The following is a 21,834-nucleotide window of genomic DNA, read 5'->3' as shown; positions in this document are numbered from 1 at the left end:
GCGGCATGTCCGACGTCACCCTGCGACGCGACGACGCCGCCCTCCTCGGCGGCCTCGCCACGCTGGCGGTGCTGCTCGTGGTGCTGGCGGTGCCCCGCCCGCGCGTCATCGAGCCCGCCCGCGAGGCGCCGCCGCCCCGCGCGGAGGGCGCGCCGCCGCCCGTTGCGACGCCGGCACCGGCCGAGGCCCCGCCCGTCGCGGCCCCGCCCACGGCGGAGGCGCTGGCGCGGCGCCTCGAGGAGGCCGGCATCGCCTGGCCGCCGCCGCCCGGGGCGCGCATCCCGCCGCTCTACGTCGAGCGGCTGCCGCCGGACCTCGACCGCCTGCCGGTGGCGCGGAAGAAGGCCCTCTTCTTCCGCACCCTCCTGCCGCTGGTGCTCGCCGAAAACCGACGCATCCTCGCCGAGCGCCGGCGGCTGCTCGCGCTCCTCGCCGCCGGACGGCTGGAGCCGGGCTCGGCCGCGCGTGGGGAGCTCGAGGCCCTCGCCCGCCGCTACCGCGTCTTCGGCGACGTCAACGACCCCGCCGTGCGCGAGGAGCTGCTGCGCCGCGTCGACGTCGTCCCGCCGGCCCTCGCCCTCGCCCAGGCCGCCATCGAGAGCGGGTGGGGCGCCTCGCGCTTCGCGCGCGAGGCCAACAACCTCTTCGGCATCTGGACCTGGACGCAGGCGCGCGGCCTGCGCCCGCGCGAGGCCGCGGCCGACGCGCGCCACCGCGTGCGCGTCTACCCGGACCTGCGCAGCGCCGTGCGCGCCTATCTGCACAACCTCAACGTCGGCCACGCCTACGGCCTCTTCCGCCGCCTGCGCGCCTTCATGCGCGCCCAGGGCGAGCCGCTGGACCCGGTGGTGCTGGCCTACGGGCTGCGCCGCTACTCCGCCCGCGGCGCCGACTACGTGCGCGAGGTGCAGCGCCTGATCCGCGCCAACCGCCTCACCCTGGCGGACCGGACGGAGCTGGCGGGATGATCCACGGGTGGCTGTACCAGTACCAGCGCCCGTCGGCGCCGGGGGCGGTGCAGGTGTAGCGGGCGCGCCCCGGCGGCAGGGGCGCGCGGGCCACGACCTCGAAGGCGCGCCCGCCGAGGTGGCGCACCGGGATCGCCCCCTGCCCGCCGGCGTAGCAGGCCAGACGCGCCGGATCCGGCCCCGCCACGGGCGCGAGGACGAGCCGCAGCCGCGGCGGATTGCTGCCCTGCGGCACCCGCGGATCCCAGGGCTCGGCCCGCGCCACCGGCAGCGCCCGTGCCGCCACCTTGAGGCGGAACTCGTCCCCGCCCACCCCCGCGGATCCCACCGGAAACCGGGGCAGGGCGCGGGGATCGCTCCAGCGCCCCACCGGCCCCGAGTGCTGGCCGAAGGCGACAAAGCCGAGCCCGCGCACGAGCCCCGCCAGGGCGGCGTCGAACTCGCCGTAAGGGTAGGCGAAGAGGCGCTCGCGCACCCCCAGCTCGGCCTCCAGCCGGGCCTGGGCCCCCAGGAGCTCGGCCCGCACCCGGGCCCGCCAGGCGGCCTCGTCCTCGCCGGGGCGGCGCAGCAGGCTGTCATGGCTGCGGCCGTGGTTGGCGAAGGCGACGCCGGCGGCGGCCATCTCCCGCATCTGCCCCCAGGTCATGAAGCCCGGCAGGCCGCGGTCCACGGGATCGGTGGCGACGAAGACGGTGAAGGGCCAGCCGCGGGCGCGCAGCCGCGGCCAGGCGGCATCGAAGACCGAGCGGTAGGCGTCGTCCACGGTGATCGCCACCGTGCGGTCGGGGACGGGGCGGCCGGTGCGCACGGCGTCGGCGATCTCCGCGAGGGGCACGACGCGGTATCCGCCCTCGGCCAGGTGCTCGAGCTGGGCCTCGAAGGCCCCGAGCCCGATGCTGGTGGCGGGGAAGCGGTCCTCGCCGAAGCGGTGGTAGAGGAGGATCACGCCGTCGGCGACGGCGCCGGGCGAGACGATGAGCAGCAGCGCGAGGAGGGCGCGGCGGGCGGCTTGCATCATGGACCCCGCATGAGGCGGGGCCCATGATAGCAGCCTCAGCGGCGCCTGCGGGCGGCGAGGGCGACCCCGACCGCCCCGGCCGCGAGCAGGGCGATGGTGGAGGGCTCGGGGATGGTCCCGGTGGGCCCTCCGGCCGCGCCGGCCCAGACGGTCCAGGGCGCCAGCGCGGCCAGCAGCGACAGCAGTGCCTTCATGACGATCTCCTCCTCACGGCGCCGGCCGAGCCCGGCACCGTGCCCGTGCAAGATCCGCGCCCGCACAGGGAACGCCGGCTCCTTCAACGGGTTGCACGCCTCCGCGGAGGCCGCGGCGCGCCGGTTGTCAAAAAATCCGACACCGTCACCCGCGGGCCGCGGCGAGGATCGCGTCGGCGGTGCGGATGGCCAGCGCCTCCACCGTGAGGGAAGGGGCCTCGCCGCCGCCGGAGGAGGGGAAGACGCTGGCGTCGGCGATCCAGAGATTGCGCCAGCGGTGACTCCGCCCCTGGTCGTCCACCACCGAGGTCCGCGGATCCCGCCCCATCCGGCAGGTGCCGAAGACGTGGGTGCTCTGGAAGAGATCGAGGCTGCCGAACTCGGCGGCCACCGCCTCGACGCCCGCGGCGGCGAGGACCGCGCGCACCGTCGCCGCCATCTCGGCAAGACGCGCCAGGGCATCGGCATCGAGCCGGCTGTGGATGCGCGCCACCGGCAGGCCGTGGGCGTCGCGCACCTCGGGGTCGAGGTCGACGAAGCTGCCGGGGTTGGGCAGGCACTCGCCGATGGCGCCCACCGCGAGGGCATGGCCGAAGCGTTCGCGCATGGCGCGCTTGTGGCCGCGGCCGATGCCGGCGACGAGGTGCACGGCATGGCCCGCCGGCCCCGCGTAGCCGGCCTCCGCGGTGGCAGGGCCGAGGCGGAACCCGCCCGGCACCCGGGCGGCGGGGTCCGGGGCGCTGCGGTCCCAGCAGATCACCTCCCGGGGCAGCCCGCGGTGGGCCTGCAAGGGGCGCGGATGGAGCCCGGCCGAGGTCCAGGACAGGGTCTCCATGAAGTTGCGGCCCACCTCGCCGCTCTCGTTGCCGAGCCCGGAGACGAGGAGCAGGCGCGGCGTGAACACGGCCCCCGCCGCCAGCACCACCGCCCCCGCCCGCACCCGGTGCCGGCCGCCCGCCTCGTCCGCGTACTCCACCCCGTGCACGCGGTCGCGGCGGTCCGGCAGCACGCGCAGCACCGTCGCCCCGGTGACGATGCGGCAGCGCCCCGTGGCCGCGGCGCGCCGGGCGAAGGTCACGTCGGCGCTGCCCTTGTCGCGGCGCGGGCAGCCCCGGTTGCACTGCGCGCAGTAGTTGCACGCGGGCCGCCCGTCCCACGGCTGCGGGAGCACGGCGAGGGGGTTCGGCGCCCAGCCGAGGCCCAGCCGGCGCAGCCCCGCGATCACCGGGCGCGACGTCCAGCCCACGGGATGGGGCGGGAAGGGGTAGGGCCGCGAGCGGGGGCAGCGCGGGTCCGGATCCGTCCCCGCCACCCCGACGATCCGTTCCGCCACGTCGTAGTAGGGCTCCAGGGCCTCGTACCCCAGCGGCCAGTCGGCGCCCACCCCGAGCAGGCTGCGGATGCGGAAGGCGTCCGGGTGCAGCCGGTGGGCCTCGCCGGTGAAGTGGAGCGTCGCCCCGCCGACGCCGCGCACGTGCAGGTAGCCCACGGGCTGGCGGCGCCCGGTGCGGTTGATGCGCCCGAGCCCCGCGCTCCAGGAGCGCAGGGAGTCGTGGGCGGGATCCAGGGGCTGCAGCGGCGCCACCGTGTAGGGCAGGCCCGGCCGCTTCTCGGGAAAGCCCACCCGCTCCCAGTCCGGGCGATGGAGCCGGTAGTCCCGCGCGGGATCGTAGGCGGGGCCGGACTCCAGCACCATCACCGAGGCGCCGCGGCTGGCGAGCCGCCAGGCGCAGGCGGTGCCCCCGGCGCCCGCCCCCACCACCACCACGTCCACCGGCTCAGGCATCGTCCGGCGGCGCCCAGTAGCGGGGGTAGCCCCGCGGCTGCGGCGGCCCCCGGTACCCGATCGCGGCCCACACCCCCGGATCGCCGTAGTAGCGCACGAGGACCTCCCGGCGCAGGGTCTCGAAGAAGCGCCGCGGCGGACCCGACCGCCCCGCCGCGGCCAGGAGCAGCGCCGTGCGCGCCTCCTCGCCGAGGGCGGCGTAGCCCCGCCCGTGTACCGACCTGGCCTCCCGCTCGAGCCACCGCACACCCTCGCGCAGCAGCCGGCGCAGGCGGGGATCCCCCTCGGCCTCGGCCGCGAGGGCGGCCGCGATCCCGAGATCCAGCGCCCCCGGCGCCTCGTCGGCGGGCACCACGGCGTCCACCGCGGCATCGAGCACGCCGCGCTCGGCCCCGCGCAAGGGCCGCGCGCGCCAGAGGCGCAGCCCCACCGCCGCCCCGGCAAGGCCCGAAAGCCCCGCCGCCGCAAGCCTCAGCAGACCCCGCCGTGTCCAGCGCATCACGCCCCCATGCCCCATGGCTTAGCCCATCCCGGCGCACCCTGCCACGCGCGCGCATCCGTGCTAGATTTATTCAGTGCGCCCGTTGCGGATCTCAGGGAGGAGAACGCCATGCGCAGGAGCCTGCTGCCCCTCGCCCTCGTCCTCGGCCTTGCCGCCCGCACCGCCGCCGGCACCGTCCTCATCAGCGAGATCGACTACGACCAGCCCGGCGCCGACGAGGCCGAGTTCATCGAGCTGCACAACCCCGACGGCGCGGCCGCATCGCTGGACGGCCACGTGCTCGAGCTCGTCAACGGCGCCGACGGCAGCGTCTACCGCAGCGCCGCCCTCGACGGTCTCACCATCGCCGCAGGCGGCTTCCTCGTCCTCTGCGGCAACCCGGCGAGGGTGCCGACCTGCGACCTCGACATCGGCCCCGCCACCCACCTCATCCAGAACGGGCCGGACGCGGCGCGCCTCGTCGCCGCGGGCCTCGTGCTCGATGCCGTCGCGTGGGAGGGCGTCGTCGCCGGCCTCGCCTCCATCGGCAGCGACGACCCCGCCGTGGCGGACCTTGCGCTGGCGCGCATCCCCGCCGCCGGCGGCCCCTTCCGCCCCACCCGCGCGACCCCGGGCGGTGCGCCGCTGCCCCTGCCCCCGCCGTGGGCGCTCCTCGCCACGGGGCTGCTGCTCATGCCCAGGGCGAGGGATCGCGGGTGAGGGCCACCGCCGCCACGTAGCCGAAGGCCGCGATGGAGGCTGCCCAGGCGGCGGCCCGCACCGGGCGGGAGCCGGGGCCGCGCACCGCGATCCAGCCCAGGCCGATGTGCGCCAGCAGCCCCGCCAGCTTCGCCGTCAGCCAGGCGTCCACCAGCGGGTACTGGTGCAGGATGGCCGCGAGGGCGAGCCCCGCCGCGAGGAGCACGGCGTCGTTGTAGTGCGGCACGCGGCGCGCCCAGACGCTCGCCGCCCGCGGCGAGCCCGTCACCGCCCACCAGCCGCGCAGCAGGAAGAGCAGCAGGCTCACCGCCACCGCGGTCACGTGCACCGTCTTGATCCAGGCATAGTACGCCGCCATCGGCCACCTTCGGGAACGGACCGGTGCCGTAGAATAGCGGCACGGGGCGGCGGGCGCCGCCCCGGCTCCCCGGGCCGGCGGGCCGGGGCGGGAGCCGGCGCAGCGGAGGCGGCGGCGGGCACGGCCGGGGAGGGGCCGCCGGAAAGGGAGGAAGCGTGCGTCACGTCCTGCTCGCCGCCGCCCTGCTGGCGGGGATCGTCCGCGCCGACCCCCTGGACGAGGCCGCGGCGGCGGCGCGCGCGGCGCTGTCGGACACCCGCCGGGTCCTGACCGAGGCCTGGGCCGCCGAGGAGGCGGTCCTCGCCCCCGACGGCGACAGGGTCCTCGTCCTCCTCTCCATGCGCTTCGGCGCCCCCTTCGTCCTCGAATCCGTGATCCTGCGCCTGGACGGGCGCGTGGTCGCCGAGCACCGGCCTGGACAGGATGAGCTCGGTGCGCTCCTCTCCGACGGCGTTCTCCCCTTCTGGGCGGCCCGGCTGCCGCCGGGGCGATACCGGCTCGAGGCCGTCATGGGGGGCCGCGATCTCAACGGCTACGCCTACGAGCAGGGCACCCGCTACGATCTGGTCAAGGAGGCCGCCCCCAAGGTCGTCGAGCTCACCATCCTCGGCGACCGCATCCGCCACCTCGAGGTGCGGGCATGGCCCTGAGCCGCGGGGCCGCCGCCGCGGCCCTGCTCCTGGCGGGCACGGCGCTGGCGGCGCCGGGGCCCGAGGCGCTGGTAGCGGAGATCCTGGCCGCCCACGGCGCGCGCCGGCAGCCGCCGCCCCCGCCGCCCGGCACCCCCCGTCTGGACGCCGCCGCGGCGCTCGCCGCGGGCGACCTCGAGGGCGCCGCACGCCTCCTCCAGCGGCTCGCCGGCGCACCGGAGCTGCACGCCCGGCTCGCCCTCGCCCGCGGCGCCCCCGAGGCGGCCCTCGCCCACCTCGCACAGGCGCCGGGCCCGGAGGCCACGCTGCTGCGCGCCATCGCCCTCCACCGCCTCGGCCGCCCGGCGGAGGCGATCTCCGCCCTCGACCGCGCGCCACCGCCGCCCGCCCCGTCCCTCGGCCTCGCCGCCGCCGAACTCGCCCTGCGCCAGGGCCGCGCCGACGAGGCCCTGGCCCGCCTGCGGCCGCTGCCGCCCGATCCGCCCGCGCTTCGCCTCGCCGCCCGCGCCCTCGATGCCCAGGGCGAGGCGGCGGCGGCGCTGGCGGTGCGCATGCACCTCGCCCTGCGGGGGACGCCGGGCAGCGAAACCGCCCGCGCCGCCGAGCGCGCCGCCGCGGCGCTGCTGCGCGACGGTGCCGCCGCCGCGGCCGCCGACCTTCTCGCCCGCGCCCTCGGCCGCCTGGAGGCCGCCGAGACCGCCCTGGCCCTACCCCAAGGCCCGCCCGGGCAGCGGCTCGCCGCCGCCTGCGGCGCCCTCCCCGAGGCCTGCCGCGACCCGCGCCTCGCCGCGGCCCGCGAGCTGCAGGCGCGGCTGCGCGCCGAGGCCGTGCGGCTCGAGGCCGCCGCCGACCGCCTCGCGCACGCGGCACCCCTGGTGGAGGCCCGCCCGCGCGAGGTGGCGGCGGCGGCGCGGCGCCTGGCGCCACGCCGCCACGCCCTGCTGCCGCTGCCGGAGCACCCGCTGGATGCCCGCCTCGCCACCCTCCTCGACGGCCCCCCGGAGCCCGAGCTCCACCGCCTGTACCTGGGGCTGGTGCGAGCGGTCGGCGGCCGGCGGGCGCGCGGGATCTGGTGGCGAGGCCGCGGCGACGACGAGGCCGCCGAGGCCGAGCTCGCGGCGGTCGAGGCGGCGCTGGCCCGTCTGGAGGGCGAGGCCGGACCGCCCTACGGCGGCCTCGCCCCGCGTCTCGCCGCCCTCGCCGACGAGGCGCGGACCGCGGCCGCGCGCCTGCGCCAGGAAGCGGCCCGCCTCGAGGAGGCGATGGCGCAGACCGTCCTCGCCGCGGTGGACGCGCGCCGCGCACGCCTGCGCCGGGGGCAGCTCCGCCTCGCCGCCCGCCTCGGGGCCATCGCCCGCGCCGCCCCCGCGCCGGGGGCGGGCCGCACCCTCCCGCCGCACGAGGCGCAGACCGTCGCGGCGGTGCTCGCCCTGCGCCCGCAGCACGCGCCGCCGCCCCCCTTCGACTTCGGCCGCGCCGCGCGCGCGCTGCGCCGGCTCGCCGCGGCGCCCGAGCCCGACACCGCCGCGGCCGCGGCCGAGCACCTCGCCGCCCTCCTCCTCGCCAGCGGCGAGGCCCAGGAGACCACCGGCCGGCCGCTCCCCGGGGTCGATCCCGCCCTCGCCGAGGCGGCCGCGCTCTACGGGCGCCTCGCCGGCACCGAGGCCGACCCCGGGCGCCGCGCCCGTCTGCGCTACCAGCAGGCCCACGCTGCCGACCTCGCCGCCGACCTCGCCGGCGCCGCCCGGGCCCTGGAGACGGCGGCCGCGGACGCCGACGGGGCCCTCGCCACCGAGATCTGGTTCCGTCTCGGCGAGACCCGCTTCACCCTCGGCCGCTACGCGGAGGCCGCCGACGCCTACAGCCGCGCGCTCGAGGGCGGCAGCGGCCCGCTCGCGGTCCACGCCCGCTACAAGCGCGGCTGGTCGCGCTACAAGCTGGGCGCCTACGCGGAGGCCGAAGACGACTTCCTCGCCGTGCTCGCCGCCGAGCTCCCGCCGGGCGGCCTCGAGGCCGCCTCGGGCCCGCGCCGCCAGCTCCTCGAGGACACCCTGGGCGTGCTCGCCCTCGCCCTCGACCACCAGGGCGGCGTCCGCGTCCTCGACGCCGCCCTCGGACGCCGCCCGCTTCCCTTCGCGGCCCTGCTCTACCAGGGCCTCGGCGAGCACTACCTGCGCAAGGAGCGCTTCGTCGACGCCGCCGAGGCCTTTCTCGCCTACGGCCGCCGCCACCCCGCGGATGTGCAGGCGGCCCTCTTCGCCGCCCGCGCCGCCGAGGCCTACGCCGCCGGGGGGTTCCCCAGCCTGCTGTGGCCGGCGCGGGAGCGCCTCGCCGCCGACTACGGCCCGGGCAGCCCCTTCTGGGCGGGCCTCGACGAGACCGCACGCGGCCGCGTCGGGGCCGCCATCGCCCCGCACCTGGAGGCGCTGGCCCGGCGCGCCCACGCCGCCTTCCAGGCCGGCGAGGCGCCGGCGGCCGAGGCGGAGCGCCGCTACCGCGCCCTCCTCGAGGCGGTGCCCGCGGAGGCGCGGGGACCGCACCGCTTCCTCCTCGGCGAGCTGCTGCGCGCCGCCGGGCGCACCCGGGAGGCGCTCGCCGCCTACGAGGCGGCGGCGTGGGCGGATCCGCCCCACGCCGACGCCGCCGCCGCCGGCTACACGGCGCTTGCGCTCCTCGACGGCCCGCTGCGGGACTCGGACCGCGGCCGCGCCCGCTTCGTCGCCGACGCCCGCCGCTTCCTCGACCGCTTCCCGCAGGCGCCGCGGCAGGCCGAGGTCCGCGCCCGGCTCGCCGAGGCGCTGTTGGAGTCGGGCCGCGACGACGAGGCGGTGGCGGCCGCCGCCGGGCTCCTGGACGCCCCCGCGCCGCTGCGCGCCCGCGGGCTGGCGGTGATCGGCGAGACGCGGGCGCGGACCGGGGACTGGGCCGGCGCCGAGGCGGCCTGGCGCGCCGCCCTCGAGGCCGACCCCTCCGCCCGGGCGGTGCGGGCGCGCCTGGCGCTGGCGCTCTACCGCCAGGCCGAGGCGCTGCGCGACGGCGGCCGCCTCGCCGAGGCCGCGGCGGCGTTCCTGCGCGTGGCGCGCGAGCTCCCGGACTCCGGGCTCGAGGCGCCGGCGCGCTTCGACGCCGCCGCCCTCCTCATCCGGCTCGAGCGCTGGCCCGAGGCGGCCGAGGCGCTGGAGGCCCTGCGCGCGGACAGCCCCGACCACCCCCTGGCCGCGCGGGTCCCGGAGAAGCTGGCCCTCGCCTACGAGCACCTCGGCCGCCGCACCGAGGCCGCGCGCGAGCTCCTGCGCGTGGCCGCCGCGAGCCGCGACGAGGCGGTGGCGCGGGCGGCGCGCCTGCACGCCGCCGAGCTCCTCGCCGCCGCGGGCGCCCGGCGCGAGGCGATCGATGTCCTGCGCGACTACGTCGCGCGGCATCCGCGCCCGCTGGACGAGGCCCTGGAGGCGCGGTGGCGCCTCGCCGGGCTCTACGCAGAGGCCGGCGACGCGGAACGCCGCGCGATCTGGCTGCGCCGCCTCCTCTCCGCCTACCGCAGGGAGGCGGCGGGTGCCTCCGACGCCGCCCACACCCTCGCCGCCCGCGCGGCCCTGGCCCTGGGCGACATCGCCCGCGCCCGCTTCGAGGCCGTCCGCCTGCGCCTGCCCCTGCGCGCGAGCCTCGCCCGCAAGCGCGAGGCCCTGGAGGAGGCGGTGCGCCACTACGAGACCGCCGCCCGCACCGGGGTCGCGGGGGCGGTGACCGAGGCCGCCTACCGCGTGGGCGAGCTCTACCGCCGCCTCGCCGCCGATGTCCTGGCCTCCGAGCGCCCCGCCGGCCTCGACGCGCTCGCGCGCGCGCAGTACGAGGTGCTGCTCGAGGAGCAGGCGCTGCCGTTCGAGGACCGCGCCGTCGAGCTCCACGCCGCCAACCTGGCGCGTGCCCGTGAGGGCGTCTGGGACCGCTGGGTGGCGGCCAGCCTCGAGGCCCTGCGGGCCCTCGATCCCGCCCACTACGACCGCCGCGAGAAGGTGGAACACCATGTGGACGTCCTGGATCCGACGCCCTGAGCCGCTGCTGGCGGCGGCCGTGCTGGTGCTGGCGGGCTGCGCCGCGCAGCCGCCGGCACCCCCGCCGGCGCCGTCCCCATCCCGCCCCGCCCCCGAGCCGCAGCCTGCCGGGCCGGCGCCGCAGGCCGACCGCGCGGCGCTGGAGGCCGGCTTCGCCGAGGCCCTGGCGCGGCTCAGGGCGGGCGACGACGACGACGCCCGCCCCATCCTCGAGGCCCTGGCCGCCCGCCCCGACGCCCCCGCCGGGGTGCACCTCAACCTCGCCCTGCTGCTGCGCCGCGCGGGCGAGCCGCAGGCCGCCTTGGCGGCGGTGGAGCGGGCCCTCGCCGCCGCCCCCCGCTGGGCCCCGGCCCTCAACCTCCGCGGCGTGCTGCTGCGCGAGCAGGGTCGCCTCGCCGAGGCCGAGAAGGCCTACCGCGCGGCGATCCGCGCCGACCGCCGTTACGCCCTCGCCCACCACAATCTCGGCGTGCTCGAGGAGCTCTTCCTGGGCCGGCCGGACGAAGCTCTGAAGGCCTACCGCCGCTATCTCGAGCTCGCCGGCGGGGACCCCACGGTGGCGGCATGGGCCGAGGCCCTCGCCGCCCACCGCGGCGGAGGGGACCGATGAGGGCGGCGGCCGCGCTGCTGCTGATGCTCGCTGGCGCCGCGGCCGGCGATACCCTCCCCGAGGGGCAGCTGGGGATGGCCGTGATCGGCGACCGCGAGCTGCCGCGGGTGCTCTACCTGCTGCCGTGGCGGGCACCGCAGCCAGCCGAGCCGCCGCCGCTGCCGGCGCCGCCGGACCCCCTCGCCGTGCCGCCGCCCGCCGCCGAGGGCGGACAAGCCCCTATAATCCCCGCTTCCCCGCGTGAGTGAGCGAGGAGGACGGCCATGGACCCGCTGGCGACCGCGATCCGCTTCTTCCAGGAGGGCGGCCCCTTCATGTACCCGATCGTGGTGGTGCTGGCCCTCGGCGTGGCCATCACCATCGAGCGCTGGATCTATCTGGGCCGCGTGCGGGCGCGCAACCGCAAGATCTGGGACCAGATCCTGCCGCTCCTGCACCAGGGCCGGTTCCCCCAGGCCCTGGAGCTCGCCAGCACCTCGGAGAGCACCATCGGCAGGATGCTCGCCTACGGCCTCGCCCGGGTCGGGCGCGGGCGCCGTGCCGACGACCTCGAGACGGCGATGGAGGAGAGCCTGATGGAGATCGTGCCGCGGCTCGAGCGGCGCACCCAGTACATCGCCATCTTCGCCAACATCGCCACCCTCCTCGGGCTTCTCGGCACCATCCTCGGCCTCATCTCGGCCTTCACCGCGGTCGCCAACGCCGACCCGACCCAGAAGGCGGCGCTCCTCTCCACCAGCATCTCGGTGGCCATGAACACCACCGCCTTCGGCCTCATGACCGCGATCCCGCTCCTGCTCGCCCACGCCGTCATCCAGAGCCGCACCCACGAGATCATCGACAGCCTCGAGATGGCGGCCGTGAAGCTGGTCAACATCGTGCGCGGCGCACCGCCCGCGGCGGAGCCGCCCGCCGGCACCGAGGCCCCCGCGCAGGCATGATCGCGCGGCTCAGGGCCCGGCGCCGCCGCCTGCGTGCGGAGCCCGAGATCGACGTCACCGCCTTCATGAACCTGATGGTGGTGCTGGTGCCCTTCCTCCTGCTCTCGGCGGTCTTCTCCCACCTCGCGGTGATGGAGCTCCACCTTCCGGAGAGCGAGCAGGCGCGGCCGGCGGACCCGCCGCGCCTGCGCCTCGAGCTCACCGTGCGCCGCACCGGCCTGCTCCTCGCCGACGCCGCCACCGGCCCCATCGCCCGCTTTCCGCGCCGCGACGAGGGCTACGACTACGGCGCCCTCGCCGCGAAGCTGGCCGAGATCAAGGCCCGCTTCCCCGAGGCGCGCGAGATCACGCTCCTGCTCGAGCCCGAGATCGCCTACCAGACCCTGGTGGACGTCATGGACACCGTGCGCCTCGGGCCGGAGGGCGGCGGCGGGCTGCTCTTTCCCGACGTCGCCCTCGGCGAGGCGCCGCCGGAGGGGGCGCCATGAGCGCCGCATCCCGCCGCGCCCGCCGCATGGCCCGCCGCCACGCCCGCGGCACGCCGGTGCGCCTGCACCTGGTCTCGCTCATGGACATCTTCACCATCCTGGTGTTCTTCCTCCTCGTGAACACCTCCGACGTGCAGCCGCCGGGGCGCGCCGTCCGCCTCCCCACGGGGCGCGCCGAGACCCCGCCGCGCCAGACCCTGGTGGTGACGGTGACGCCGGAGGCGATCCTCGTCCAGGACCGCCCCGTGGTGCGCGTCGCGGCGATCCCGCCCGACGGCCCCATCGCGCCGCTCGCCGAGGAGCTCGCCCACCAGGCCGCCCGCTCCGGCCTGCCCCCGGCCGCGCGCGAGGCCACCGTGGTGGGCGACCGCACCATCCCCTTCGCGCTCCTCCAGCGCGTCATGCAGACCCTGAGCGCGGCCGGCTATCCCCGCATCTCCCTGGCCGTGGTACGCCGGGAGGGGCGTTCCTGAATGGACGCCGCCGCGCTGCCGCCGCCGCTGCTGCCGTGGAGCGAGGACCCGCAGGAGCGGCGCCGCTTCCGCCGCATCCTCGCCGCGACCCTGACCCTGTTCACCGCGGCGAGCCTGGTGCTCACCTTCCTCGTGCCCCCGCCCAGGGTCAGCCGCCAGGAGCTGGAGCGCGTGCCGCCGCGGCTTGCCCGTCTCGTCGAGCAGCGCCGGGCCGCACCGCCACCGCCGCCACCGCGGGTGGAGCGGCGGGAGGAGCCGGAACCAAAGCCCGAGCCCGAGAAGCCCCCGCGGCCCGAGAAGCGGGCGGCGCCGAAACCGCCCCCGCAGCGCAGGCCGGCGCCGTCGCAGGAGATCGCCGCCGCCCGCGAGCGGGCGCGGCAGGCCGGGCTGCTGGCGCTCGCCGGCGAGCTTGCGGCGCTGCGCGAGCTGCCCGCCACCGAGGCCCTGGCCGGGACGCGGCCCACCCGCAAGGCGGCGGAGACCGGGGCCGGCGGGCGGCGCCTGCTCACCGCCCGCGCGGGCGAAGGCAGCGGCGGGGTCGCCGCGCCGGGGGCCGCGGTGGGCGGCGCCCCCCTCGCCGCCGGCGCCGTGCGCGAGGTGCAGGCCCCGGAGCTTGCCGCGGCGGCACGCGAGCGCCGCGCCGCCGCCCGCACCAGCGAGGAGATCCAGCTCGTCTTCGACCGCCACAAGGCGGCCTTCGACGCCCTCTACCGGCGCGCCCAGCGACGCCGCATCGGCATCCGCGGACGCGTCGTCCTCGAGCTCGCCATCGCCCCCGACGGCACCGTCACCGCCTGCCGCGTGCTCTCCAGCGAGATCGACGACCGTGCCTTCCTCGACCGCCTCGTGGCCCGTGTGCGCCTGCTGCGCTTCGAGCCGCGGGACGTGGCCCCGTGGCAGGGGACCTTCTCCATCGACTTCCTGCCCGGCGGCTGAGGCTCAGAGCCCCCCGTGGGCCCCCGCCACCGCCGCGGCCACGGTGACGAGGCTCGCCGCCAGCAGGACCCAATGGGCGCGCTGGGCAAGGCGCAGCGCCCGGGCCGGGTCGTCCGGCGCCGGGTCGCGCCGCTCGGCGAGGGGCTGCGCGACGAAGAGCACCAGGAAGAATACCGTCCACAGCGCCACCATGGCGTGCATCCACCAGAAGCGCGGCACGGCGAAGCGCCCCCAGGCGTCGAGCCGCGCCAGCATGTGCAGCCCGGCGATGCCGGCAAGGGCCACGAGCCAGCGCGCGATCGCGGCGAAGCGGCGTACGACGTCGCGGAAGCGGGCGAAGGCGGCGGCGGCGTCGGGCTCGGCGCGAAGCTGCGGCAGGAGCACCAGCGCCACCAGCCCCACGCCTCCGATCCAGAGCACCACCGCGAGGACGTGCACCAGGCGCGCGATCACCAGGTCCATGGCGCTCACCCCGGACGGCCGTCGAGGCGCGGCCTGAGGTAGACGGGGAGGTAGCGCCCCGCCCACGCCGCCGCCGCCAGCGTCCACACCCCCGCCGCGACGAGGTTGGGCGAGGCCCAGCCCGCCCCCGGCACGAGCTCGCCGACCACGCGCAGCACCATGGCCGCCTCGAAGGACCAGAAGACCGCCCACTCGAGCCCGTCCATCACCAGCGGCCGCCCGGAGTGACCGCGGCTGACCCGCGTCGCCATGGCGATCACCATGGCCGCGGCGAAGCCCACCGTGACGACGTGCAGCGGCGCCCGTCCGAGCCCCGCCGTGCCGGCGAGCCGCGCAAGCCCGTCCGCCGCCCCCAGGGCCATGCCGATGCCGAAGGCGAGGTAGGCCAGGTGCAGCACCCCCAGCAGGCGCACCTCGAGGGCCCGGCGCAGGCCCCAGCGCAGGCTGTGATGCAGCGCCACCGCCGCGACCAGGGCGTCCGGGAGCCAGGTCGATGCCCCCCGGCCCGCAAGCTCCAGCAGCCCGTGCAGGCCGAGCCCGACGTTGATCGCGGGCAGGCTCCACCGCGGCCGGTAGCCGCGATAGCCCTCCAGGGCGCATTCGGAGAAGAACGGGATCATGCGGTGGGCCACCGTGGCCAGCACCGGCAGCAGGAACCACCACAGGGCGAGCCGCACCGCGAGCAGGGCCGGACCGCCCCGTCCCGCCGCCACCGCCACGGCGGTCGCGGCGCAGGCCGCGAGCCCCGCCGCGAGGGCGGCGTTGAGCCAGCGCTCGTAGCGCTTGTCGGGCGCCGGCGCGGTGCGGAAGACCCGCCACAGCGCCGCCAGGGCCACCGCCCAGCCGAGGGCGAGGCCGCCGAAGCCCGCCGCCACCACGGCCGCGGCCTGCGCCAGCAGGCCCGCGTAGACCGCCACCACCCCCGCCGCCATGGCCGCGAAGGCCCCGACGTAGGCGGCCACCGGCACCGGCCGCCCGCCCATCCAGCGCGGGTAGGTGGTCATGAGGAAGCCGAAGACGAAGAACGGGAAGAGGCCCAGCACCATGAGCGCCCCGTGCACCGCCGCCGGCGCCACCGGCGCCCACAGGGCGGTGCCGGCGGCGCGGGCGGCGAGCTCCGCCGCCCACCAAACCGCCACCGCCACCAGCTGCAGGGCACCGCCGAAGAACATCACGCGATGGGGCGCGGCGGTGAAGACCCGACCCTCCGCCCGCAGCCGCTCGAGCCTTGCCGTCTCCTGTTCCCCCATGGATCACCTCATGCCGTCAGCCGGGCGTAGAGCAGCGGCAGCTCCCGCGGCAGCTCCCCCGGCCTGCGCACCACCACGAAGCCCTCGCTCCCGAAGAGATGGGGCAGATAGGCCGCGCCCTCCTCGTCGATGGTGACGCAGAAGGGCACGAGCCCCTGGCGCCGCGCCTCCCGCACCGCCTCGCGCGTGTCCTCGATCCCGTAGCGGCCCTCGTAGTGGTCGAGGTCGTTGGGCTTGCCGTCGGTGAGCAGCAGCAGCAGGCGCCGCGCCGCGCGCTCCGCCGCAAGGAGCCGCGTGGCATAGCGGACCGCCGCCCCCATGCGGGTGTAGTAGCCCGGCCGCACCGCGGCGATGCGCCCGCGCACCGCCGCATCGTAGCGCTCGTGGAAGGCCTTGATGAGATTCATGCGCACGTGCTCGCGCCGGCGCGAGGAGAAGCCGTAGATGGCGTAGCGGTCGCCGGTGGCGGCGAGGGCCTCGGCGAAGAGGAAGAGGCTGTCGCGGATGACGTCGATGACCCGACCCGACTCGCCGATCCAGGCATCGGTGGAGAGGGAGAGGTCGGCAAGCAGCAGGCACGAGAGGCTGCGCCCGCCCCGGTCCAGGGCGCAGTGGAGGCCGCGCTCGGCGTCGGCCCGCCCGCGCAGGCGGTCGGCGCTGAACTCCAGCAGCGCCTCGAGATCCAGCTCCTGCCCCTCGGGGCGGCGCCGGTGCCAGAGCCGGCCCGGGGCCAGGGCCTCGAAGTGGCGGCGCAGCCGCCGCGCCGGCCGGCGCAGATGCGCCGGCAGGACCGCCGGGGCCGCGCGGGCCGCCACCATGGGCCGCACCAGGCAGCGCTCCGGCAGCAACCGGCCGCGGCGCCAGTCCCACTCGGGCAGGCGGATGCCGGGCCCGAGGGGACGGTCGTCGGCCTCGGCCGCCGGCAGGTCCAGGTCGAAGCGCACCCTGGACGCCACCGACCGGCCGCCGCGGGCGACGCTGAGGTGGTCGAGATCGTCCGCCGCCGCCGGGTCGGCCTCCCCCTCCTCGGGCTCGCGGTGCACGCGCACGTACTCGCCGAGGGTCATGAGGACCTCGAAGCGGTTGAGCAGCAGCCCGCCGCGGCGCTGCGGCAGCGCCACCCGCTCCGCGGCGTGGCGGCGCCCGCCGCTGCGCGCCCGCCCGCCGCCGCCGTCGCCCTCGGCTCCCTGGCCGCCGTCGCCGCGCCCCTCCGGCGCCGGGTAGAGCCAGAGCGGCACCGGGTGCACCGGCGGCCCCGCCGCCGGCCACGCCGTCACCGTCCCCGGCCGCTCGAGGGCCTCGCGCACGGCCCGCTCCCGCGCCGCCTCCGCCCCGCGCAGCCGCGCCGGGTCCGGGCGCCGGGCGAGATGCGCCGCCACCAGCCGCCGGTAGCGGGGCCGCATCCCCGGCAGGCGCCCCAGCACCCAGCGGGTGCGCCACTGGTTGGCGGCAAGCCAGGCGTCCTCGCCGCCCGCCGCAGGCCCCGGCGCGGCGGCGAGGGCGGCGAGCCAGAGATAGAGGTCGCGGTTGAGGGCGGCCTCGGGAAAGAGATCGATGCACGGCGGCAGCCGCAGGGCCTCGGCGTCCACCGAGGCCAGCTCCGCGCGCTCCCCGCTGCCGGCGATGCGCTCGAGAAGCCGCCGGCGGGCGCCGTGGCGCCGGGCCGCCCCCGCGGTGACGGCGACCCCCCCGCCCCCGCCGGCGGCGCGGAAGAGCATGCCCACCACGGGACGGACGGCCTCCAGGGTCACCGCCGCCTCGGGATGGCCGCGCCCGGCCGCGCGGGTGATCAGCCGGTGCCAGAGGAGACCGACGGATTCTTCCACGTCGCTGCCCTCCCGTGGAGGCGGTCGCGGTGGCGCAGGAAGCAGTCCGGCGCGGTGCAGACGTAGGGGCGGCCGATGTCGCGCCAGGAGACGTCGAGGGCGCAGGCGTCGCGCACCCAGGTGAGCAGACCCTCGTCGCCGTGGCGCGCCCGCGTCTCGTCGCAGGCCTGGATGCAGCGGGCGCACTGGACGCAGGCGAACATGCGCCGCTTGATGGCGCGGGGCTTGAGCCGCATCGGGCAGACATGCTCGCAGTGCCCGAGGCAGTCGGCACAGGCCTCGGCGCGGGTGCGGTCGTAGCCCACCACCATCGCCCGCCGGTTGGCCATCCAGACGTAGCTCTGGAACAGCCCCACCGCGCAGCCGTAGCGGCAGAAGAGGTGGCGGGCGAGGGCGAACTCGATGGTGAAGACCGCCGTCGCCGCCGCCAGGAAGACGGTCTCGTAGCGGCCGAGCCCGCCGCGCAGGAGACCGCCGTAGATCTCGGCCGGCGGCATCAGATAGGTGAGCAGCACCAGCGCCCACAGGAAGGCGAAGCCGCCCACCGCAGGCCACACCGCCCACCACCAGCGCCGATCGCGCCGCTCCCGGGTGCCGTCCGGGCGCTCCTGCGGCAGCGGCTCGCGCTCCCACAGCGACGGCCGGCCGCCCGCGCGGCGCATCAGCCCGTTGATGAGCTCCACCACGGAGAAGTGCGGGCAGAGCCAGCCGCAGTAGAGCCGCCCCCAGCGCCAGGAGACCCAGAAGAAGACGCCGACCACGAGGACGATGGGGAGCAGCCCGCGCAGGAGGAGGTTCACCGTGACCTCGCCCGCCCCGATCTCGCCGCGCAGGAACGGCTCCAGGCCCAGGGTCCAGTCCCAGCCGAAGAGGACGAAGTGGCCGCGGGTGAGGTCGAGGCGGAACAGGTCCAGGGGCGGGGCCAGGACGAAGAGGGCGAAGAAGGCGAGCCGCGTCGCCAGGCGCCGCCGCTGCAGCCGCGCCGCCTTCCCGCTCACGGCCCCACCTCCGGGCAGGGCGCCCCGAACAGGGGGTAGCGGTAGGGCCGGCCGGCCATGGCCCGGGCGAGCCCCACGGCGCCGAAGAGGACCAGCATCGAGTGGAAGGTGGTGAAGTAGAGGATCAGGAAGACCCACGTCGGCGGGGCCTCGATGCCGCCGAGCATCGCCACCCCGGCCGCCACCACCACGAGAAGGAAGCCCGCCCAGAGGCTCGCCGTGAGGGTCTGGCGCAGATGACAGGCGGCAAGCGGGGGCGCCGGCCGCGTGCGCCGCCAGAGCCACAGCAGCAGCGCGAAGGCGAGCCCCGGGGCCACCAGGAGGTTGGCGAGATAGAGCGCCTCGGCCGCCACCGCCACCTCCTGGCCGCGTGCCTCATGCGCCGAGGACGGCATCCACCACCTCCGCCAGCGCCGAGACGGTGTCCTCGTCGTCGGTGAGACTCTCCACCAGCGCCACCTGGCAGGCCTCGCGCAGGTGGACCCCGCTCGCCACCAGCCGCGCCGCATAGACCAGCAGCCGCGTGCTCGCGCCCTCCTCGAGGTCGTGCTCGGTGAGGTTGCGCAGGGCCTGGCCGAGCTGCACCAGCCGCCCGGCGAGGGCCTCGTCGACCCCGCCCTCGTGGGCGACGATGCGCCGCTCCAGCTCCGGCGGCGGAAACCCCAGGCGGATGGCCACGAAGCGCTGGCGCGTGCTCGGCTTCAGGCCCTTGAGCAGGTTCTGGTAGCCGGGGTTGTAGGAGACCACGAGCATGAACTCGGGCGGCGCCTCGAGCACCTCGCCGGTGCGCTCGATGGGCAGGATGCGGCGGTCGTCGGTGAGGGGGTGCAGGACCACGGTGGTGTCCTTGCGCGCCTCCACCACCTCGTCCAGGTAGCAGATCCCGCCCTCGCGCACGGCCCGGGTCAGCGGCCCGTCGGCCCAGTAGGTGACGCCGTCGCCGATGAGGTGCCGTCCCACGAGGTCGGCCGCGGTGAGGTCGTCGTGGCAGGCGACGGTGATGAGCGGCCGCCCCAGGCGCGCCGCCATGTGGGCCACGAACCGGGTCTTGCCGCATCCGGTGGGCCCCTTGATGAGCAGGGGCAGGCGGTTGCGCCAGGCGTGCTCGAAGAGCGCGCACTCGTTGCCCTGGGGCAGGTAGAAGGGAATCCCCTTGGGTGCAGCCTCGCCCGCCCGGACCTTGCCCGTCTCGTTCATGCGCCGTTCTCCGCTTCAGGTGAGGAAGGCCGCGCCGATCCCCGCCGACACCGCCAGGAGCCAGCCCGAGACGAGCGCCCGCCAGCGGCGCGGCGCGCGGCGAAGCCCCATGAAGTCGTCCACCAGCGCCTGGCCCTTGACCACGGCGATGGCGAGCGCCGCCGGCACCACCCAGCCGCCGGCCGTCTCCGCGAGAAGCCAGCTCGCCACCGTGAGCGCCGACAGCAGCACCCAGACCCTCGTGCAGCGATCGATCCCGGGCATGCCGCCCTCCTCCTTCAGTGCAGCACGTAGACCAGCGGAAAGAGCACCAGCCACACCAGATCCACCATGTGCCAGTAGCTCGCCCCGCTCTCGAGCCCGTGCTGCTCGAGATCATAGGCGCCGCGCCCTGCGCGCACCGCCATCCAGGCAAGGATCACCATGCCGAGGACCACGTGTAAGGCGTGGAAGCCGGTGAGCAGGTAGTAGAAGGTGAAGAAGAGCTCCCCCTCGAGACCGTGACCAAGGGCCGCGAGGTGGGCGTACTCGTAGCCCTTGACGAGGAGAAAGAGGGCGCCGAGACCGAAGCCCGCCCAGAGCAGGCCCGCCGCCCGCCGCCCCTGCCCGGCCGCCGCCTCGGCGACGGCGCGGGCGACCACGAGGCTCGCCGCCACCAGCGCCAGGGTGTTGGCCAGCGCGGCGCGCCGGTCGAGCACCGCCTGCCCGGCGTCGAAGAGCTCGGGGGCCGAGCGCCGCGTCCATGCGTAGGCGAGGAAGAAGGCGGCGAAGGCGAGCAGCTCGGCGAAGATGAAGAACCAGATCGCGAGGTCGCCGGGAAGGCCGTCCCGGCGCACCTCGCCGGGGCAGAGACGGCGTCCCGCGATGGCGCAGCCGTGCACGTGTCGCCCCCCCGGAGCCAGGCAGGGGGCCTCCGCCCCCCGCCTTCGATGGATCCCGTCCGCCGCCGTCCCTGGCGGCGCTCACCCTGCGGCTACAGGCTCTCCCGGCGCAGCCGCGACGCCGGCGCGCCCTGCACCGCGCCGCCGCCGGCGAGAGCCGCCTCGGGCTCGTCGGCGCCCACGAAGAAGCTGGCGATGTAGGCCACCAGCCCGGCGAGGAAGACGAGGCCCGTGATCTCGCGCAGCCAGTAGAAGAGCGCGATCTTCTCCTGCACCACCATGTACGGCATGGGCGTCTCCGCGGCCCGCTGCAGCCACACCTGCAGGATGCCCGCGGCGGTGAGGAACAGCGTGATGAAGACGATGGAGACGGTCATCAGCCAGAAGGCCCACATCTCCAGCACCTGCTGGCGGTTGCTGTTGGCGGCGGTGCGCCCGCGCAGCAGCGGCATGGCGTAGGAGATGATCGTGAGGTTGATCATCACGTAGGCGCCGTAGAAGGCCATGTGGCCGTGCGCCGCCGTGATCTGGGTGCCGTGGGTGTAGTAGTTGACCGGCGCCAGCGTGTGCAGGAAGCCCCACACCCCGGCCCCCAGGAAGGCCATCACCGAGGTCCCCAGCGCCCACAGGGTGGCGGCCTTGTTGGGGTGCTCACGGCGACGGCGGTTGACCATGTTGAAGGCGAACACGGTCATCATGAAGAAGGGGATGGGCTCGAGCGCCGAGAAGACCGAGCCCAGCCACTTCCAGTACCCCGGGGTGCCGATCCAGTAGTAGTGGTGCCCGGTGCCGACGATGCCGGTGATGAGGGTCATGGCGATGATGAGGTAGAGCCACTTCTCGATCACCTCGCGGTCGACGCCGGTGACCTTGATGAGCACGAAGGCGAGGATCGAGCCCAGGATCAGCTCCCACACGCCCTCGACCCACAGGTGCACCACCCACCACCAGAAGTACTTGTCCTTGACCAGGTTGTCGGGGTTGTAGAACGAGAACAGGAAGAACACCGCAAGGCCCGCGAGCCCCATCAGCAGCACCAGCGAGATGACCGTCTTGCGCCCGCGCAGCACGGTCATGCCGATGTTGTAGAGGAAGCCCAGGGCGACCACGACGATGCCCAGCTTGGTGATCGTCGGCTGCTCCAGGAACTCACGCCCCATGGTGGGGAAGGCGCCGTTGCCCGTGAGCTTGGCGAGCCCGGCGTAGGGCACCAGCAGGTAGCCCAGGATCGTGAGCGCGCCGGCGACGAGGAAGATCCAGAACAGGGCCAGCGCAAGCTTGGGGCTTTCCAGCTCCCGCTCCGACTCCTCGGGCACGATGTAGTAGGCCGCCCCCATGAAGCCGAACAGCAGCCACACGATGAGCAGGTTCGTGTGCACCATGCGGGCGACGTTGAAGGGAATCGCCGGGAACAGGAAGTCCCCGACCACGTACTGCAGCCCAATGATCAGGCCGAACAGGATCTGCCCCACGAAGAGGGCGATCGCGGCCACGAAGTAGGGCTTGGCGACCGCCTGCGAACGGTACTGCATGGTCCTCTCCTCC

General features: G+C 76.7%; 24 protein-coding genes. 10 read left to right on the top strand and 14 right to left on the bottom strand.

From position 1 onward, the window contains the following. Positions 1 to 5: 5 nt before the first annotated feature. Positions 6 to 968 (top strand): glucosaminidase domain-containing protein, encoded by a 963-nt coding sequence (locus tag EDC57_RS10830; RefSeq protein ID WP_123401930.1) that lies wholly within the window; start codon positions 6 to 8, stop codon positions 966 to 968. On the opposite strand, the gene EDC57_RS10825 is transcribed toward EDC57_RS10830, so the two are convergent. The 4 genes from EDC57_RS10825 to EDC57_RS10810 all read right to left on the bottom strand — a co-directional run bounded on the left by EDC57_RS10825 (position 934) and on the right by EDC57_RS10810 (position 4,465). Further along, positions 934 to 1,986 carry a polysaccharide deacetylase family protein gene (locus tag EDC57_RS10825; RefSeq protein ID WP_123401929.1) on the bottom strand — a complete coding sequence of 351 codons (1,053 nt, stop codon included), beginning with the start codon at positions 1,984 to 1,986 and terminating at the stop codon, positions 934 to 936. The two genes, EDC57_RS10830 and EDC57_RS10825, sit on opposite strands and share 35 nt — an antisense overlap. Before the next feature lie 35 nt (positions 1,987 to 2,021). Next, positions 2,022 to 2,180 carry a PEP-CTERM sorting domain-containing protein gene (locus EDC57_RS10820; protein ID WP_148051459.1) on the bottom strand — a complete coding sequence of 53 codons (159 nt, stop codon included), beginning with the start codon at positions 2,178 to 2,180 and terminating at the stop codon, positions 2,022 to 2,024. Between the two features lie 145 nt (positions 2,181 to 2,325). Then, the gene (locus tag EDC57_RS10815; RefSeq protein ID WP_123401927.1) at positions 2,326 to 3,966 is read right to left on the bottom strand and encodes an FAD-dependent oxidoreductase; all 1,641 of its coding nucleotides are present in this window, start codon (positions 3,964 to 3,966) and stop codon (positions 2,326 to 2,328) included. Next, the gene (locus EDC57_RS10810) at positions 3,959 to 4,465 is read right to left on the bottom strand and encodes a gluconate 2-dehydrogenase subunit 3 family protein (RefSeq protein ID WP_170165123.1); all 507 of its coding nucleotides are present in this window, start codon (positions 4,463 to 4,465) and stop codon (positions 3,959 to 3,961) included. Before EDC57_RS10810 ends, EDC57_RS10815 begins: the two co-directional genes overlap by 8 nt. A gap of 111 nt (positions 4,466 to 4,576) precedes the next feature. On the opposite strand from EDC57_RS10810, the gene EDC57_RS10805 reads away from it, so the two are divergent. Then, positions 4,577 to 5,167 (top strand): lamin tail domain-containing protein, encoded by a 591-nt coding sequence (locus tag EDC57_RS10805; protein ID WP_170165122.1) that lies wholly within the window; start codon positions 4,577 to 4,579, stop codon positions 5,165 to 5,167. Here EDC57_RS10805 and EDC57_RS10800 read toward each other — a convergent pair. Then, positions 5,139 to 5,525 carry a SirB2 family protein gene (locus EDC57_RS10800; protein WP_123401925.1) on the bottom strand — a complete coding sequence of 129 codons (387 nt, stop codon included), beginning with the start codon at positions 5,523 to 5,525 and terminating at the stop codon, positions 5,139 to 5,141. The genes EDC57_RS10805 and EDC57_RS10800 overlap by 29 nt on opposite strands. 155 nt (positions 5,526 to 5,680) lie before the next feature. Between EDC57_RS10800 and EDC57_RS10795 the strand changes: the two genes are divergently transcribed. From EDC57_RS10795 to EDC57_RS10760, 8 genes are read left to right on the top strand one after another with little or no spacing between them, the layout of a single operon-like run. Next, the gene (locus EDC57_RS10795) at positions 5,681 to 6,175 is read left to right on the top strand and encodes a hypothetical protein (protein WP_123401924.1); all 495 of its coding nucleotides are present in this window, start codon (positions 5,681 to 5,683) and stop codon (positions 6,173 to 6,175) included. Then, on the top strand, positions 6,166 to 10,227 hold the full coding sequence (locus EDC57_RS10790) for a tetratricopeptide repeat protein (RefSeq protein WP_123401923.1): 4,062 nt from the start codon (positions 6,166 to 6,168) through the stop codon (positions 10,225 to 10,227). The genes EDC57_RS10795 and EDC57_RS10790 overlap by 10 nt, the downstream gene beginning before the upstream one ends. Next, on the top strand, positions 10,199 to 10,837 hold the full coding sequence (locus EDC57_RS10785) for a tetratricopeptide repeat protein (RefSeq protein WP_170165121.1): 639 nt from the start codon (positions 10,199 to 10,201) through the stop codon (positions 10,835 to 10,837). The genes EDC57_RS10790 and EDC57_RS10785 overlap by 29 nt, the downstream gene beginning before the upstream one ends. Then, a complete protein-coding gene (locus EDC57_RS10780) occupies positions 10,834 to 11,085 on the top strand; it encodes a hypothetical protein (protein ID WP_123401921.1) in 252 nt (83 codons plus the stop codon). The genes EDC57_RS10785 and EDC57_RS10780 overlap by 4 nt, the downstream gene beginning before the upstream one ends. 15 nt (positions 11,086 to 11,100) lie before the next feature. Beyond that, the gene (locus EDC57_RS10775; protein WP_123401920.1) at positions 11,101 to 11,778 is read left to right on the top strand and encodes a MotA/TolQ/ExbB proton channel family protein; all 678 of its coding nucleotides are present in this window, start codon (positions 11,101 to 11,103) and stop codon (positions 11,776 to 11,778) included. Then, a complete protein-coding gene (locus EDC57_RS10770; protein ID WP_123401919.1) occupies positions 11,775 to 12,266 on the top strand; it encodes an ExbD/TolR family protein in 492 nt (163 codons plus the stop codon). Before EDC57_RS10775 ends, EDC57_RS10770 begins: the two co-directional genes overlap by 4 nt. Beyond that, on the top strand, positions 12,263 to 12,739 hold the full coding sequence (locus EDC57_RS10765; RefSeq protein ID WP_211331986.1) for an ExbD/TolR family protein: 477 nt from the start codon (positions 12,263 to 12,265) through the stop codon (positions 12,737 to 12,739). Before EDC57_RS10770 ends, EDC57_RS10765 begins: the two co-directional genes overlap by 4 nt. Further along, the gene (locus tag EDC57_RS10760) at positions 12,740 to 13,675 is read left to right on the top strand and encodes a TonB family protein (RefSeq protein WP_123401918.1); all 936 of its coding nucleotides are present in this window, start codon (positions 12,740 to 12,742) and stop codon (positions 13,673 to 13,675) included. Between the two features lie 3 nt (positions 13,676 to 13,678). Here EDC57_RS10760 and EDC57_RS10755 read toward each other — a convergent pair whose 3' ends face one another. The 9 genes from EDC57_RS10755 to EDC57_RS10715 form a co-directional block, all read right to left on the bottom strand. Further along, positions 13,679 to 14,137, bottom strand: coding sequence for a hypothetical protein (locus tag EDC57_RS10755; protein ID WP_123401917.1), 459 nt, complete (start codon positions 14,135 to 14,137; stop codon positions 13,679 to 13,681). Positions 14,138 to 14,142: 5 nt separating this feature from the next. Then, a complete protein-coding gene (locus EDC57_RS10750; RefSeq protein ID WP_123401916.1) occupies positions 14,143 to 15,387 on the bottom strand; it encodes an NnrS family protein in 1,245 nt (414 codons plus the stop codon). Between the two features lie 8 nt (positions 15,388 to 15,395). Then, the gene (locus tag EDC57_RS10745; RefSeq protein WP_123401915.1) at positions 15,396 to 17,213 is read right to left on the bottom strand and encodes a nitric oxide reductase activation protein NorD; all 1,818 of its coding nucleotides are present in this window, start codon (positions 17,211 to 17,213) and stop codon (positions 15,396 to 15,398) included. Then, positions 17,177 to 18,211, bottom strand: a complete 1,035-nt coding sequence (locus tag EDC57_RS10740; protein ID WP_211331985.1) for a 4Fe-4S binding protein — start codon at positions 18,209 to 18,211, stop codon at positions 17,177 to 17,179. The genes EDC57_RS10745 and EDC57_RS10740 overlap by 37 nt, the downstream gene beginning before the upstream one ends. Beyond that, positions 18,208 to 18,606 carry a magnetosome magnetite crystal formation protein family gene (locus EDC57_RS10735; protein WP_123401914.1) on the bottom strand — a complete coding sequence of 133 codons (399 nt, stop codon included), beginning with the start codon at positions 18,604 to 18,606 and terminating at the stop codon, positions 18,208 to 18,210. The genes EDC57_RS10740 and EDC57_RS10735 overlap by 4 nt, the downstream gene beginning before the upstream one ends. After that, a complete protein-coding gene (locus EDC57_RS10730) occupies positions 18,587 to 19,408 on the bottom strand; it encodes a CbbQ/NirQ/NorQ/GpvN family protein (RefSeq protein WP_123401913.1) in 822 nt (273 codons plus the stop codon). Before EDC57_RS10730 ends, EDC57_RS10735 begins: the two co-directional genes overlap by 20 nt. Before the next feature lie 15 nt (positions 19,409 to 19,423). Continuing rightward, positions 19,424 to 19,672: a cytochrome C oxidase subunit IV family protein gene (locus tag EDC57_RS10725; RefSeq protein WP_123401912.1), complete on the bottom strand. Its 249-nt coding sequence runs from the start codon at positions 19,670 to 19,672 to the stop codon at positions 19,424 to 19,426. A 14-nt stretch (positions 19,673 to 19,686) separates the two neighbouring features. Then, a complete protein-coding gene (locus EDC57_RS10720) occupies positions 19,687 to 20,289 on the bottom strand; it encodes a cytochrome c oxidase subunit 3 (protein ID WP_245995270.1) in 603 nt (200 codons plus the stop codon). 92 nt (positions 20,290 to 20,381) lie between these two features. Then, the gene (locus EDC57_RS10715) at positions 20,382 to 21,821 is read right to left on the bottom strand and encodes a cbb3-type cytochrome c oxidase subunit I (protein ID WP_123401911.1); all 1,440 of its coding nucleotides are present in this window, start codon (positions 21,819 to 21,821) and stop codon (positions 20,382 to 20,384) included. Positions 21,822 to 21,834: the final 13 nt, after the last annotated feature.

It is taken from the genome of Inmirania thermothiophila (genome assembly GCF_003751635.1).
GTDB lineage: Bacteria > Pseudomonadota > Gammaproteobacteria > DSM-100275 > DSM-100275 > Inmirania > Inmirania thermothiophila.
The sequence above is the reverse complement of the archived record's forward strand: the minus strand, read 5'-3'. Positions and strand labels throughout refer to the sequence as shown.